This is a genomic window from Citrobacter sp. Res13-Sevr-PEB04-36, assembly GCF_015672735.1.
GTDB lineage: Bacteria > Pseudomonadota > Gammaproteobacteria > Enterobacterales > Enterobacteriaceae > Citrobacter.
Map to the genome: position 1 here is coordinate 24,736 of NZ_JADABY010000015.1, position 13,736 is coordinate 38,471.

A 13,736-nucleotide genomic window follows, 5' to 3' on the forward strand; every position below is an offset into this window, starting at 1 on the left:
ACGAATCATTCATTAAATTGATTGAATAGATGGTGGGGTGTCATGGTTTGCCATCAAAAATCATCAATGAAGCATGGAATTAATCAGCACTTTATGGTTGAGTGTCAAGGCTAACTTGCTAAAAGGATGACGTATGAAATCGGGCCGTTTTATCGGTGTTATGTCTGGAACCAGCCTTGATGGTGTTGATGTTGTGCTGGCGGCAATAGATGAAACGATGGTTGCGCAGCAGGCGAGTCTGACCTGGCCCATCCCCCTCCATTTGAAACAGGCTATTCTCGATGTTTGCCAGGGGCAGCAGCTCACGCTGTCGCAGTATGGGCAACTGGATACGCGATTGGGCCGTCTGTTCGCCGAGGCGGTAAATGCGCTGCTGACGCAGCAAAAATTACAACCGCAGGATATTGTCGCGGTTGGTTGCCACGGGCAAACCGTCTGGCATGAACCGACAGGCAGCGCGCCGCATACCCTGCAAATTGGCGACAACAACCAGATTGTGGCGCATACCGGCATCACCGTAGTCGGCGATTTTCGCCGGCGTGATGTCGCGCTAGGCGGGCAGGGTGCACCACTGGTTCCGGCTTTTCATCAGGCGTTGTTGGCGCACCCAACGGAACGTCGGATGGTATTGAACATCGGCGGTATTGCTAATTTGTCTCTGCTGATCCCTCAGCGCCCCGTACGGGGATACGATACCGGACCTGGCAATATGTTGATGGACGCCTGGATCTGGCGTCAATGTGGCCAACCCTACGACAAAGACGCGCAGTGGGCCTGCGAAGGCACGGTTATCCTGCCGTTGTTGCAAAGTATGCTGAGCGATCCCTATTTTGCCGCGCCGGCACCTAAAAGCACCGGTCGTGAGTACTTCAATTACGGCTGGATCGAGCGTCATCTGGCGCAGTTTCCGGGACTGGCGCCACGTGATGTGCAGGCGACGCTTGCTGAACTGACAGCGGTGACGATATCCGAGCAGGTTTTGCTGAGCGGTGGCTGCGAACGATTAATGGTGTGTGGCGGCGGAAGCCGTAATCCTCTGCTGATGATGCGTCTGGCGGCACTGCTGCCGGGCACGGAAGTGACCTCAACCGACGAGGCCGGCATTAGCGGTGATGATATGGAAGCACTAGCCTTTGCTTGGCTGGCATGGCGAACGCTGGCGGGATTACCAGGTAATTTACCCTCAGTCACGGGGGCGGCAGAGTCCAGCGTTTTAGGCGCTATTTTCCCTGCTAATCCGCGAACTCAGAGTTAACTGAAATTATCCTGGCGACGATGTCGCTAAACTAGGGATGTTAGGGAGGGTGTATTTACCCTCCGGGACCAGGAATGTCTTCAGGATAGGACTATGAAAAAACTGTTATTGGTATGTTTGCCGGTACTGCTTACCGGCTGTAGTGTCTACAACCAGTTTGTCGAGCGTATGCAAACGAATACCCTCGAATACCGTTGTGATGAAAAACCGCTGACCGTGAAATTGAATAACACCCAACAAACGGCGAGCTTTGTTTATGATAATCAGTTAGTGAATCTTAAACAGGGTGTTTCGGCATCGGGCGCGCGCTACACCGATGGCATCTACGTCTTCTGGTCTAAAGGCGACGGCGCGACGGTCTACAAACGCGACAGAGTTGTGTTAAATAACTGTCAGTTACAGAACCCGAAGCGTTGAGATTTTCACCTGGGCGGCGCACAATAGCGTCACCCACTGACAATCCGTAGCCCAAACATCATGTCTGATAACGACGAATTGCAGCAAATCGCACATCTGCGCCGTGAATACACGAAAGGCGGTCTTCGCCGCCACGATCTTCCCGCCGAGCCGCTTGCGCTTTTTGAGCGCTGGCTGAGACAAGCCTGTGAAGCTAAACTCGCCGATCCTACCGCCATGGTCGTTGCCACTGTCGATGAAAATGGGCAGCCGTATCAGCGCATCGTGTTGCTCAAACATTATGATGACAAAGGGTTGGTGTTTTATACCAACATGGGTAGCCGTAAGGCGCACCAGATAGAGCATAATCCTCGCATTAGCCTGCTGTTCCCCTGGCATACGCTGGAACGACAGGTGATGGTAATCGGTAAGGCCGAACGTCTTTCCACACTTGAGGTGGTGAAGTATTTCCACAGCCGCCCTCGCGACAGCCAAATCGGTGCCTGGGTATCAAAACAGTCCAGTCGTATCTCCGCGCGCGGTATTCTTGAAAGCAAATTTCTTGAACTGAAGCAAAAGTTTCAGCAAGGAGAAGTCCCGTTGCCAAGTTTCTGGGGCGGCTTTCGCGTGAGCATTGAGCAAATAGAGTTCTGGCAGGGCGGCGAAAACCGCTTACACGATCGTTTTTTATACCAGCGTGAAGAGAACGCGTGGAAAATCGATCGCCTGGCGCCCTAAAGATGCAAAATTCTTGTTTTAAGCGCTGGTGCTGATGAATCCGGCGCTTTATTCTATGTCTCTTTCGCATCAGGCGAAAAGTCGTGTACCGGCAAAGGTGCAGTCGTTTTATACATGGAGATTTTGATGGCAAGCAGTAACTTGATTAAACAATTGCAAGAGCGGGGGCTGGTGGCCCAGGTGACGGACGAAGAAGCGTTAGCAGAGCGACTGGCGCAAGGCCCGATCGCGCTCTATTGCGGCTTCGATCCTACCGCTGACAGCTTGCATTTGGGGCATCTGGTTCCATTGTTATGCCTGAAACGCTTCCAGCAGGCGGGTCATAAGCCTGTCGCACTGGTAGGTGGTGCAACCGGTCTGATTGGTGACCCGAGCTTTAAAGCTGCCGAGCGTAAACTGAATACCGAAGACACCGTGCAAGAGTGGGTGGATAAAATCCGCAAACAGGTTGCACCGTTCCTCGATTTCGACTGTGGCGACAACTCTGCGATTGCTGCGAACAACTACGACTGGTTTGGCGGTATGAACGTACTGACTTTCCTGCGTGATATCGGCAAGCATTTCTCTGTGAACCAGATGATCAACAAAGAAGCGGTGAAGCAGCGTCTGAACCGTGACGATCAGGGCATCTCCTTTACCGAGTTTTCTTACAACCTGCTGCAAGGGTACGACTTCGCCTGCCTGAACAAACTGCATGGCGTGGCGCTACAAATCGGGGGGTCTGATCAGTGGGGTAATATTACCTCCGGTATCGATCTGACCCGTCGTTTGCACCAGAATCAGGTATTTGGCCTGACGGTTCCGCTGATTACCAAAGCAGACGGGACGAAATTCGGTAAAACAGAAGGTGGCGCAGTCTGGCTCGATCCGAAGAAAACCAGTCCGTACAAGTTCTATCAGTTCTGGATTAACACCGCTGATGCTGACGTCTATCGCTTCCTTAAGTTCTTCACCTTTATGGACATTGAAGAGATCAATGCCCTGGAAGAGGAAGATAAGAACAGCGGTAAAGCACCTCGTGCCCAGTATGTTCTGGCGGAGCAGGTTACGCGTCTGGTTCATGGTGAAGAAGGTCTGGTGGCCGCAAAACGCATCACCGAAAGCCTGTTCAACGGGAACTTGGGCGATCTCAGCGAAGCCGACTTCGAGCAACTGGCGCAGGATGGCGTCCCTATGATCGAAATGGAAAAAGGTGCCGATCTGATGCAGGCGCTGGTGGACTCAGAACTGCAGCCGTCTCGCGGTCAGGCGCGTAAGACCATTGCGTCGAATGCGGTGACCATTAACGGCGAAAAACAGTCGGATCCGGAATACTTCTTCCAGGACAGTGACATTTTGTTCGGGCGCTACACGTTACTGCGCCGCGGCAAAAAGAACTATTGTCTGATTTGCTGGAAATAATGCGTTAAGTAATGGGAGTGAGAAATCACTCCCTTATTTTTGTTCAGGTAAAAAAATGAAGAATATCCTCGCCATCCAGTCCCACGTCGTTTTTGGCCATGCGGGCAATAGTGCAGCAGAATTTCCGATGCGTCGTCTTGGCGCCAACGTCTGGCCTCTTAATACCGTTCAGTTTTCTAACCATACACAATACGGCAAATGGACCGGCTGCGTGATGCCACCCAGCCACCTCACAGAGATAGTCCAGGGTATCGCTGATATCGATAAACTAAAGACCTGTGATGCAGTACTGAGCGGGTATCTCGGTTCAGCAGAACAAGGCGAACATATTCTGGGAATTGTCCGTCAGGTGAAGGCGGCTAATCCACAGGCGAAGTATTTCTGCGATCCTGTTATGGGACATCCGGAAAAAGGCTGTATTGTCGCACCAGGTGTCGCCGAGTTTCACGTGCGTCATGCGTTACCGGCTAGCGATATTATCGCGCCTAATTTGGTTGAGCTGGAGATTCTTTGTGAGCATACGGTAGGCAACGTCAACGAAGCGGTATCAGCGGCGCGGGAGTTGATTGCTCAGGGGCCGGAGGTGGTGCTGGTGAAACATCTTGCTCGCGCAGGGATGAGTTCCGACCGTTTCGAGATGCTGCTGGTCACCGCTGAGCAGGCGTGGCATATCAGCCGTCCGTTGGTGGATTTTGGCACGCGTCAACCTGTAGGCGTCGGTGATGTTACCAGCGGTTTGTTGTTAGTGAAACTGTTACAGGGCGCGACAGTGCAGCAGGCGCTTGAGCATGTGACGGCGGCGGTGTATGAGATTATGATTGCGACCAAAGAGATGCATGAGTATGAACTGCAGGTGGTTGCCGCGCAGGATCGCATCGCAAAACCGGAACACTATTTTAGCGCGACTCAGCTGTAATCAATGCCCGATGGCTCTCACGCTTATCGGGCCTACGTTTGGCTGTAGGCCGGGTAAGCATGCGCCACCCGGCAATAACCATTAATTCAACCCTTCTGCCTTAAGCGCCGCTGCCACTGCCGGACGCTCAGCCATCCGTGTCATATAAGCTTCGATATGGCTTAATCCTTCCACATTCAATTTCACGGCATACGCCCAACGTAGCACGGTGAACAGATAGGCATCTGCAATCGAAAAGCGCTGACCGCAGATCCATGGGTTGCCCTTCAGCGACTCATTCACATACTGCATTTTTTTCTCAAGCAGCGCGCGGACAGTCGGTTTGTACTCATCCGGGGTATCGGGACGGAACAATGGCGTAAAGCCTTTATGCAGTTCTGTCGCAATAAAGTTAAGCCATTCCAGTGTCTTATAGCGCGAGAGGCTGCTGGTAGGGGCGAGAAGTTGGCGGTCTGGCACTGTGTCGGCCAGGTATTGCATGATGGCCACGCCTTCGGTCAGTAGCGTACCGTCATCCAGCACTAGGGCTGGAACTTGTCCTTTTGGGTTTACCGCGAAAAAATCATCGCCGTTTTCAAGACGTTTCTTCATCAGATCAACACCATCCAACGTGAAATCTTTACCGCTCTCACGAAGCGTGATGTGGCAAGCAAGAGAACACGCACCCGGTTTGTAGAACAGTTTCATCGGTAACTCCTTTTGGCTGAGGTATATCGTATGGTAGTGCCACCTCATGCAAAAAAAAAGCCGCTAACGTCAGTTAGCGGCCTGAAAAGATGTTTCCCTGAGAATTACGCTGTCGCGGCCTTAGAGGCTTTCTCGCTGACATCATCGTCCTGAGTCATACGGTTCAGTTTCGGTGCGGTCAGCAGCATCAGAACAGCGATAACTGCCGTTGCAACACCGATCTGCAGGAACACGCGACCATAGACTTCCAGTGACATCAGTGGGTCGGTTACGTTCTCCGGTACGGCCATCATGTTAGCAACATAACCACCGATGAGGTTTGCACCCGCAGTCGTCAGGAACCAGCTACCCATGATGAAGCCCATCAAGCGCTGTGGAACCAGTTGCGCAACCATTGCCAGGCCCAGACCAGAGATCATCAGTTCACCGATACTCTGCAGGCCGTAGCAGATGATCAGCCAGTTAACAGAAACGATACCCGCATCGGTGGCAAATTTTGCACCCAGCGGCAGGATCAGGAATGCGCCGGAACACAGCACCATACCGATAGCGAACTTGGTCGGCATTGGCAGGGTGTCACCCATCTTGTTATAGATAGCGGCAAGGATCGGGCTACCAATGATGATCCAGAAAGGGTTCAGTGCCTGATACTGTTCTGGTTCAAAGGCGATGCCCAGAATAGAGTGTTCAACGTTACGAATTGCAAAGAAGTTCAGTGACGTCGGCATCTGGCTGTACAGCACAAAGAAGATAATCGCTTCGAGCATAAGAATGAAGGCGACGATCATTTTACGACGCGCAGCACCCTTCATGGCGAAGGCTTCTTTACCGAAGACAAACACGATGCCCAGCGCAATCACGCCCAGAACCATACGTGCGATACCCTGGTTGTGCAGCAACCAAGTTGCGATAGCGATCAACACCACTACGCCAACAATGGTCAGCAGCAGATTACGGAAGTTGATTGGCTCGAAGTCAGGTTTAGAACCGTACTGTTTAACCCAACGTTGGCAGAATGCGAAGTTTACGACGGTAATCAACATCCCGACGACGCTCAGTGCGAACGCGGTGCTCCAGCCGTAACGTGCTGCCAGCCATGGTGTTGCAAGCATTGAGAAGAATGAACCGATGTTGACGGACATGTAGTACATGGTAAATGCACCATCAAGACGCGGGTCATCTTTTGCATAACAGGTAGAGAGCAGGGAGGAGGGGTTCGCTTTGAACAGGCCATTACCGACCGCGATGGCCGCCATACCCATATAAACGATACCCGCATCATGACCGGACCATGCAACCAGTGCATAACCGATAGCCAGCACAATGGCACCCAGCATAATGACACGCTTCGTGCCCAGAACTTTATCACCTAACCAGCCGCCAACAGCCACCAGGCCGTAAACCAGGGCGCTAAAGGATGAGAAAAGGGTGATGGAGTCCGCTTCTGACATACCCAGCTGTTTTACCAGGTAGACGGCCATAATCCCTTGCAGGCCGTAGTAGCCAAAACGCTCCCACAACTCAATTGAGAAAATGAGATAGAACGCTTTTGGTTGTTTGAAGGCGTTTAAGCTAACGCTTTCAGTTGGTTTATTGTTTGCAGTAGACACTTTTACCTCTTTTTTTACATCCCATATTTACGGGGGTGTTCTGGTACGTGATGAGTCAAGTTCATCCGTCCGATTGTTATAGTGGGAGGGGAAACGGCAAGTAATGTTCACTATCTTGCCCCTTCAGGCAAGGGGTTTGTAATACTCTGTTACATATATCCATTCTGGTGAAATCGTTGGGGTTGAGAAATGTTATCTAGCGTTAAATTTCTTCAATTGAAAAAAGGCAGATTTTTTCACTGTTAAATGGGGGTTAAAGCCGCAAGGTGGCGATATGTTCTGCTATTTGCCGTTGAATCCAGTGATATAGGCCATTATATGAAAAATAGCCAGTGTAATCTTTTGTATCGAAAGGCAGGTCTAAGGTCATTCGATTGTTATTTTAACTATAAAAATATAAAAATTTAACATTGAGTTATCAATGTGATCCTGTTCACGTATAGATAGAAATTTCTACTACTAAAAAAACGATTAACCTGCTCAGGTGCTAATACACAAGAATATTGCATTAGATATGAGCAGTAGCATGGCATCATTGTCGGGGAATAAACAATTGGGGAGTGCATAACTAATCGTTATGGTAAGAAGGGGCAACTGGCGTTACCCCTGTCGTTTCAAATGTCGACTTTTTCTTTGAATTCGCAGAGATCTTCGATGATACAGGAGCCGCAGCGCGGCTTCCTGGCGATGCAGGTGTAGCGACCGTGAAGAATCAACCAGTGATGGCAATCGACTTTAAATTCACTGGGAACGACTTTCAGTAATTTTTCTTCGACCTGCTCGACGTTTTTTCCGGGCGCGAATTGTGTTCGATTACAGACCCTAAAGATGTGAGTATCGACGGCGATAGTCGGCCAGCCAAAAGCGGTATTAAGCACCACGTTGGCGGTTTTACGCCCGACTCCAGGCAGTGCTTCGAGTGCTGCTCTGTCCTCAGGTACCTCACCGTGGTGTTTTTCAAGCAAAATACGGCAGGTTTTAATCACGTTTTCCGCTTTGCTGTTGAACAATCCGATCGTCTTAATATAAGACTTCACCCCGTCGACACCGAGTTCCAGCATTGCCGCTGGAGTATTGGCTACGGGGTACAGCTTCGCAGTGGCTTTATTGACGCTGACGTCGGTTGCCTGTGCCGAAAGCAGCACGGAAATCAGCAGCTCAAACGGCGATGTAAAATTGAGTTCGGTAGTAGGGTGTGGATTGTTATCGCGTAGTCGCGTCAGTATTTCCAGCCGTTTTGCTTTGTTCATGACACATTCCCTGTCTCACTCGCCGGAGTGTTTGCCACAGCAGACTCTGCGCGACGTTTCTTCATCTTCTCGTCAATAAGGTACTTGCCGGCCAACATCAGCCCAAGCCCGATGAATGCGCCTGGTGGCAGCATAGCTAATAAGAATGGCGTGTCCGTGTGGAATATCTCAACGCGCAGCACTTTTGCCCAGCTCCCCAGCAGGCCGTCTGCACCATCAAACAACGTGCCGTTGCCAATAATCTCGCGCAATGAACCCAGCACAAACATTGCGCCGGTTGCCCCCATCCCAATGGAAAAACCGTCCAGCGCGGAAAGTGCGGGGCCTTTTTTTGCCGCAAAGGCCTCGGCACGACCAACCACAATACAGTTGGTCACAATCAGAGGGATGAAGATCCCCAGAGACTGATACAGACCAAAGGCGTAGGCGTTGATGAGCATCTGTACGGCACTGACCACTGAAGCGATGATCATGACGTAAATCGGAATACGAATCTCAGACGGCGTCCAGCGGCGCAGGGCAGAGATGGTCAGGTTGGTTAGCGTTAAAACCAGCGTGGTAGCAAGCCCCAGTCCGAGAGCATTGGTAGCGGTAGAGGTGACTGCCAGCAGTGGACACATACCGAGTAGCTGTACCAACGCGGAGTTGTTTTTCCACAGCCCCTGAACAATGACGTCTTTAATTTCGCTCATGGTTTATTCTCCACAGGCGGGAAGTTGAGGAAGTTGCGCAGGTAGCGTCTGCGCATACAGGCCTGCGCGTTTCACCGCATTGACGACCGCGCGCGGAGTGATGGTGGCGCCAGTGAACTGGTCGAAGTCACCGCCATCTTTTTTCACTGCCCAATGAGGATCGTTTTCAGCTGAGATTGTTTTACCGGTAAAGTGGGTTATCCAGCCGGACAGCCGTAACTCAATTTTATCACCCAGACCTGGCGTTTCATGATGCTCGGTGACCCGCGTACCCAGTACTGTACCATTAAAATCGACACCTACCAGTAGTTGGATCGCACCGGAATAGCCATCTGGTGCCGTAGCCTCCAGAATCGCTGCGACCGGACGATCGTCCTGACGGGCGATATAAACACGGTGCGTCCCTTTACCTAATGCCGGGGCTGTAACCAGATAGCAGCTGTCGCGCAGGCTGTTATTGTAGCGGTCTGTCGGCAGAACTTGATCAAACAGCGCTTTTTGCTGCAGCGTTGCCTGCTCATCAATCGTGGACTTGGTCAACTGATTGATTGCCGCCGTTAACCCCGTAGAGCCTGCGGCAAAGAGTGCCAGAGTGATACCGTGTTTACGAATCGTTTTCAGCATATGTTGTCCTTAGCGATGTCCGTACACGCGAGGGCGGGTGTAATAATCAATCAGGGGAACCGTGATATTTGCCAACAACACGGCAAAGGCCACGCCATCCGGATACCCACCAAAACTGCGAATCAGCCACACTAACAGACCGGCAAGCGCGCCAAAAATCAGGCGACCACGGTTGGTTGTCGATGCTGTAACGGGATCGGTAAGAATGAAGAATGCGCCGAGCATGGTTGCGCCAGAGAGCAAATGCAATTGCGGTGAAGCCAGCGTCTCCGGCGAGAAAAACCAGCCTAACGTCGCACAGAACGCAAGCGACAGCAGGAAACTCACCGGAATATGCCAGCGAATGGCGTTTTTCCACAATAGCATCACGCCGCCCGCCAGCCAGGCCAGGTTTACCCACTGCCAACCAGCACCTGCGAGCATCCCGCTGTAAATGGGATACTGCATAACTTGTTCAACTGTGCGCCCTGCATGCAACGATGTCTTGAACGTATCAAGCGGCGTCGCCTGGCTAATGCCGTCAATACCCATCCGCAAGGTGTTCATATCAGCGCCGCTAGCGGTATGTCCGGCAAATATGACGTTCAGGGCGTCAATAAAGCCCGGCACCGTGGCCGCAATTTCATGCGGGGGAAGCCAGCTGGTCATCTGCACAGGAAAGGAGATAAGCAGGACCACATAGCCAATCATCGCCGGGTTAAACGGGTTCTGACCGAGGCCGCCATACAACTGTTTAGCAATGATAACGGCAAATACGGTGCCCAAAACCACCATCCACCATGGTGCCAGTGGCGGAATACTGACGGCAAGCAGTAGCCCGGTGAGCAAGGCTGAGTTGTCTTTTAAAATAGCGGCAACTGGCTGCTTACGCAGTTTCAACACGCCAGCTTCGGCAGCGATAGCACTGACAGAAGCGAGGATAATCTGCACCAACGTTCCCCAGCCAAAAAACCAAAGCTGGGCGGCAATCCCCGGTAACGCAGCAATTAACACCAGCAGCATAATACGTGATGTCTGGCGCTGGTTATGGGTATAGGGAGAGCTTGCGATTCTGAATACCATTTATTCCTCGTTAACAACCTGCTGCTGGGCGGCTTTTTTAGCCTGAGCGCGTGCAATAGCGGCCGCAACGGCGGCTTTGCGCGGATCAACTGGTTCGGTGGTCTCGGCGCTAGATTGCTGCTGCTCAAGCTTACGGGCTTTGGCGCGGGCAATGGCCGCTTCTACCGCTGCTTTGCGCGGATCAACTGGTTCGGTGGTCTCGGCGCTAGATTGCTGCTGCTCAAGCTTACGGGCTTTGGCGCGGGCAATGGCCGCTTCTACTGCTACTTTGCGCGGATCGACATCCGCGTTGCTCTCGGCATTTGGAGAACGTTCCGCCTGCTTAGCGCGGGCTTGCGCCTTGCGTGCCTCACGGGCGGCAATGATGGCGCTATTATCAGGTTTCTCTCCTGCCTGGATGACAACCGGCTGCAAAACCTGAGCTTGTTTTTCTTTCACGCGGGCCAGCGCGGCAGCAATCGCATCATGGTCCTTAGCAGCGGGCTGGACGGCGGCGCTTTTATGACGCTCAAGACGCGCGGCTTTTTCTCGCTCCAGGCGCGCCTGCCTGGCTTCAAATCGCGCTTTTGCCTCTGCGGCGCGCTTTTCCTCCCGACTGATGGCGTAAATCTCGGCTTTTTCCTGACGGAAGTACTGCACTAATGGAATATTGCTGGGACAAACCCAGGCACAGGCACCGCATTCAATGCAGTCAGCGATATTATGGCTGGCTGCTTTGTCGTGCTGTTGGCCTTTACTGAACCAGTAAAGCTGTTGAGGAAGAAGATCGGCCGGGCAGGCGTCGGCGCAGGCACTACAGCGGATACAGCCTTTTTCTTCCTGTTGTTCGCCCATTTCACTGGCAGACGGCGCCAGAAGACAGTTAGTGATCTTAACCACGGGAACATCGAGCCAGGGAAGGGTAAAGCCCATCAGCGGGCCGCCCATGATCACTATCTGTTCAGCGGAAGGGCAAAAGCCTGCATCATCAAGCAGGTGGCGAACCGGAGTGCCTAAACGTGCCCAGACGTTACCCGGGCGGCTGACGGCTTCGCCAGTCAGCGTCACAACACGTTCGGTGATCGGCTCCCCGTCAATCACGGCACGTTTGACAGCATAGGCCGTACCGACGTTTTGCATCAGGACGCCGATATCTGAGGAACGTCCACCGTGGGGGACCTGCTTCCCGGTCAGAATTTGGGTCAGTTGCTTCGCTCCGCCGGAAGGATATTTGGTCGGGATAACGCGCAGGCTGATATCATGTGAGTTCGCCAGCACCGCGCGCAGCATAGAGATGGCCTGTGGTTTGTTATCTTCAATCCCCAACAGGATCTCGCGCGGCTGCAGAATGTGGGCCAGAATGCGGATGCCTTCCACCACCTGAGCTGCACAATCCTGCATCAGGCGATCGTCAGCGGTAATGTAGGGCTCACATTCCGCAGCATTGATGATCAGCGTTTCAATTTTATCACCACCGCCCTGTAATTTGACGCCGGTGGGAAAACCTGCGCCGCCCAGTCCAGCCACACCGAACTGATGTATACGGGCAATGAGTTCTTCCCGGCTGCGGGAACGATAATCAGCCCAACCGTCGCGTTCAATCCAGAGATCTTCGCCATCTGCATCAATAATGACGCTGAGCTCGGCTAATGCTGAAGGATGTGCAGTCGAGTGTGGGGCAATGGCCGCAACGGTGCCGGAGGTCGGTGCATGCACCGGCAGCATTTTGCCTCGTCCGCGCGTCAGCGCCTGACCACGCAGGACGTGGTCACCAACGTTCACGCACAGTTCGCCCTCAGCGCCAATATGCTGCTTTAGCGGAATAACCAGTTGAGGCGGCAGCGGAACCTGTCGCAGCGGCGTACCGTTTGACTGGGTTTTCATCTCAGGCGGATGAATGCCGCCTTCGAAGTCCCAAATTTTGTTTTTTCTGAATGCAGAGAATAGCTTAAACATGTTGTTCCACGGGAATGATACGCACGGGGATAGTGTTCAAATCCCACTTCCAACTATCAGGCGTTTCGGCAACCGGACGTAATTCAATACACTGGGTCGGGCAGGGATCGACGCACAGATTACAACCGGTGCAGAGATCGCTCATGACTGTATGCATCGCACGCGTCGCGCCGACGATGGCATCAACCGGGCAGGCCTGAATACACTTTGTACAGCCAATGCAATTATTTTCATCAATGACCGCCAGCATACGCACCGGCGTAATGTCCTGTTCATCGCCATCAATGGGCTGCGGATCAACGTTCAGCAGCGTCGCAATTTTTAGCATTACCGCTTCGCCTCCGGGGGCGCAGCGGTTGATTTTTTCGCCCTGACAGCCGATCGCTTCCGCGTACGGGCGACAGCCAGGATAACCGCACTGGCCGCACTGGCTTTGCGGGAGAATTTCATCAATTTTTTCTACGACAGGGTCGTCCTCAACGGCAAAGCGCCGGGAGGCATAACCTAAAATAGCGCCGAACGCCAAACCCAGCAGACTCACTGCGGCAACGGCAATCCAGATAGCATTCATTACAGCTTCACCAAACCACTAAAGCCCATAAAGGCCAATGACATTAAACCGGCGGTAATCAGCGCAATTGCATTACCGCGAAAAGGTGCGGGAACATCTGCCACGGCGAGACGTTCGCGAATGGCGGCGAACAGTACCATCACCAGCGAGAAGCCGACGGCAGCGGAAAAACCGTACAGCGCCGACTGTAAAAAGTTGTGTCCAAGGTTGATATTCAGCAACGCAACACCCAGTACCGCACAGTTAGTGGTGATCAGCGGTAAGAATATCCCCAACAGGCGATACAGCGCAGGGCTCGTTTTGCGTACGACCATCTCGGTAAATTGCACGACTACGGCGATGACTAAAATAAAGGCCAGCGTGCGCAAATAGACGAGATCGAGCGGGATGAGGATCCAGGTGTCAATCAGCCATGCGCAAATCGATGCCAGCGTCATTACAAAGGTCGTGGCGAGGCCCATGCCCATCGCGGTTTCCAGTTTTTTGGAAACGCCCATAAAGGGGCAGAGGCCCAGAAACTTGACCAGTACAAAGTTATTGACCAGTACAGTTCCGACAAACAGCAGCAGGTAATCAGTCATTTTTCGGCCTGAAATAAA

At 52.5% G+C, this 13,736-nt stretch carries 14 protein-coding genes; 5 read left to right on the forward strand and 9 right to left on the reverse strand.

The features are described from left to right. The first annotated feature begins 133 nt into the window (after positions 1 to 133). From anmK to pdxY, 5 genes are all read left to right on the forward strand, one after another. Positions 134 to 1,255 carry an anhydro-N-acetylmuramic acid kinase gene (gene anmK, locus IMQ48_RS04905; protein WP_196208112.1) on the forward strand — a complete coding sequence of 374 codons (1,122 nt, stop codon included), beginning with the start codon at positions 134 to 136 and terminating at the stop codon, positions 1,253 to 1,255. A gap of 93 nt (positions 1,256 to 1,348) precedes the next feature. Then, entirely contained in the window at positions 1,349 to 1,672 is a 324-nt protein-coding gene (mliC, locus tag IMQ48_RS04910) for a C-type lysozyme inhibitor (RefSeq protein ID WP_196208113.1), read from the forward strand. A 60-nt stretch (positions 1,673 to 1,732) separates the two neighbouring features. Then, positions 1,733 to 2,389 (forward strand): pyridoxamine 5'-phosphate oxidase, encoded by a 657-nt coding sequence (gene pdxH, locus IMQ48_RS04915; protein WP_196208114.1) that lies wholly within the window; start codon positions 1,733 to 1,735, stop codon positions 2,387 to 2,389. A gap of 126 nt (positions 2,390 to 2,515) precedes the next feature. Then, positions 2,516 to 3,790: a tyrosine--tRNA ligase gene (gene tyrS / locus IMQ48_RS04920; RefSeq protein ID WP_196208115.1), complete on the forward strand. Its 1,275-nt coding sequence runs from the start codon at positions 2,516 to 2,518 to the stop codon at positions 3,788 to 3,790. 55 nt (positions 3,791 to 3,845) lie between these two features. Then, positions 3,846 to 4,706, forward strand: coding sequence for a pyridoxal kinase PdxY (gene pdxY, locus IMQ48_RS04925; RefSeq protein WP_196208116.1), 861 nt, complete (start codon positions 3,846 to 3,848; stop codon positions 4,704 to 4,706). A gap of 81 nt (positions 4,707 to 4,787) precedes the next feature. Here pdxY and gstA read toward each other — a convergent pair whose 3' ends face one another. The 9 genes from gstA to rsxA form a co-directional block, all read right to left on the reverse strand. After that, positions 4,788 to 5,393: a glutathione transferase GstA gene (gstA, locus tag IMQ48_RS04930; RefSeq protein WP_196208117.1), complete on the reverse strand. Its 606-nt coding sequence runs from the start codon at positions 5,391 to 5,393 to the stop codon at positions 4,788 to 4,790. Between the two features lie 104 nt (positions 5,394 to 5,497). Further along, positions 5,498 to 7,003, reverse strand: a complete 1,506-nt coding sequence (dtpA, locus tag IMQ48_RS04935) for a dipeptide/tripeptide permease DtpA (RefSeq protein WP_196208118.1) — start codon at positions 7,001 to 7,003, stop codon at positions 5,498 to 5,500. A gap of 614 nt (positions 7,004 to 7,617) precedes the next feature. Continuing rightward, positions 7,618 to 8,253 carry an endonuclease III gene (gene nth, locus IMQ48_RS04940; RefSeq protein WP_196208119.1) on the reverse strand — a complete coding sequence of 212 codons (636 nt, stop codon included), beginning with the start codon at positions 8,251 to 8,253 and terminating at the stop codon, positions 7,618 to 7,620. Then, positions 8,250 to 8,945 (reverse strand): electron transport complex subunit E, encoded by a 696-nt coding sequence (locus IMQ48_RS04945; RefSeq protein ID WP_196208120.1) that lies wholly within the window; start codon positions 8,943 to 8,945, stop codon positions 8,250 to 8,252. The genes nth and IMQ48_RS04945 overlap by 4 nt, the downstream gene beginning before the upstream one ends. A gap of 3 nt (positions 8,946 to 8,948) precedes the next feature. Beyond that, on the reverse strand, positions 8,949 to 9,569 hold the full coding sequence (gene rsxG / locus IMQ48_RS04950; RefSeq protein WP_196208121.1) for an electron transport complex subunit RsxG: 621 nt from the start codon (positions 9,567 to 9,569) through the stop codon (positions 8,949 to 8,951). Between the two features lie 9 nt (positions 9,570 to 9,578). After that, positions 9,579 to 10,631, reverse strand: a complete 1,053-nt coding sequence (gene rsxD, locus IMQ48_RS04955; RefSeq protein ID WP_196208122.1) for an electron transport complex subunit RsxD — start codon at positions 10,629 to 10,631, stop codon at positions 9,579 to 9,581. After that, a complete protein-coding gene (gene rsxC, locus IMQ48_RS04960) occupies positions 10,632 to 12,566 on the reverse strand; it encodes an electron transport complex subunit RsxC (protein ID WP_196208123.1) in 1,935 nt (644 codons plus the stop codon). Continuing rightward, complete coding sequence (gene rsxB / locus IMQ48_RS04965; protein ID WP_196208124.1) at positions 12,559 to 13,137, reverse strand: electron transport complex subunit RsxB; 579 nt, start codon at positions 13,135 to 13,137, stop codon at positions 12,559 to 12,561. The genes rsxC and rsxB overlap by 8 nt, the downstream gene beginning before the upstream one ends. Continuing rightward, positions 13,137 to 13,718: an electron transport complex subunit RsxA gene (rsxA, locus tag IMQ48_RS04970; protein WP_196208125.1), complete on the reverse strand. Its 582-nt coding sequence runs from the start codon at positions 13,716 to 13,718 to the stop codon at positions 13,137 to 13,139. The genes rsxB and rsxA overlap by 1 nt, the downstream gene beginning before the upstream one ends. Positions 13,719 to 13,736: the final 18 nt, after the last annotated feature.

Bases quoted from the DNA above. Each gene is read 5' to 3' on its own strand.
- anmK (WP_196208112.1), top strand. From the start codon at position 134: ATGAAATCGGGCCGTTTTATCGGTGTTATGTCTGGAACCAGCCTTGAT.
- mliC (WP_196208113.1), top strand. From the start codon at position 1,349: ATGAAAAAACTGTTATTGGTATGTTTGCCGGTACTGCTTACCGGCTGT.
- pdxH (WP_196208114.1), top strand. From the start codon at position 1,733: ATGTCTGATAACGACGAATTGCAGCAAATCGCACATCTGCGCCGTGAA.
- tyrS (WP_196208115.1), top strand. From the start codon at position 2,516: ATGGCAAGCAGTAACTTGATTAAACAATTGCAAGAGCGGGGGCTGGTG.
- pdxY (WP_196208116.1), top strand. From the start codon at position 3,846: ATGAAGAATATCCTCGCCATCCAGTCCCACGTCGTTTTTGGCCATGCG.
- gstA (WP_196208117.1), bottom strand. From the start codon at position 5,393: ATGAAACTGTTCTACAAACCGGGTGCGTGTTCTCTTGCTTGCCACATC.
- nth (WP_196208119.1), bottom strand. From the start codon at position 8,253: ATGAACAAAGCAAAACGGCTGGAAATACTGACGCGACTACGCGATAAC.
- IMQ48_RS04945 (WP_196208120.1), bottom strand. From the start codon at position 8,945: ATGAGCGAAATTAAAGACGTCATTGTTCAGGGGCTGTGGAAAAACAAC.
- rsxG (WP_196208121.1), bottom strand. From the start codon at position 9,569: ATGCTGAAAACGATTCGTAAACACGGTATCACTCTGGCACTCTTTGCC.
- rsxD (WP_196208122.1), bottom strand. From the start codon at position 10,631: ATGGTATTCAGAATCGCAAGCTCTCCCTATACCCATAACCAGCGCCAG.
- rsxC (WP_196208123.1), bottom strand. From the start codon at position 12,566: ATGTTTAAGCTATTCTCTGCATTCAGAAAAAACAAAATTTGGGACTTC.
- rsxB (WP_196208124.1), bottom strand. From the start codon at position 13,137: ATGAATGCTATCTGGATTGCCGTTGCCGCAGTGAGTCTGCTGGGTTTG.
- rsxA (WP_196208125.1), bottom strand. From the start codon at position 13,718: ATGACTGATTACCTGCTGCTGTTTGTCGGAACTGTACTGGTCAATAAC.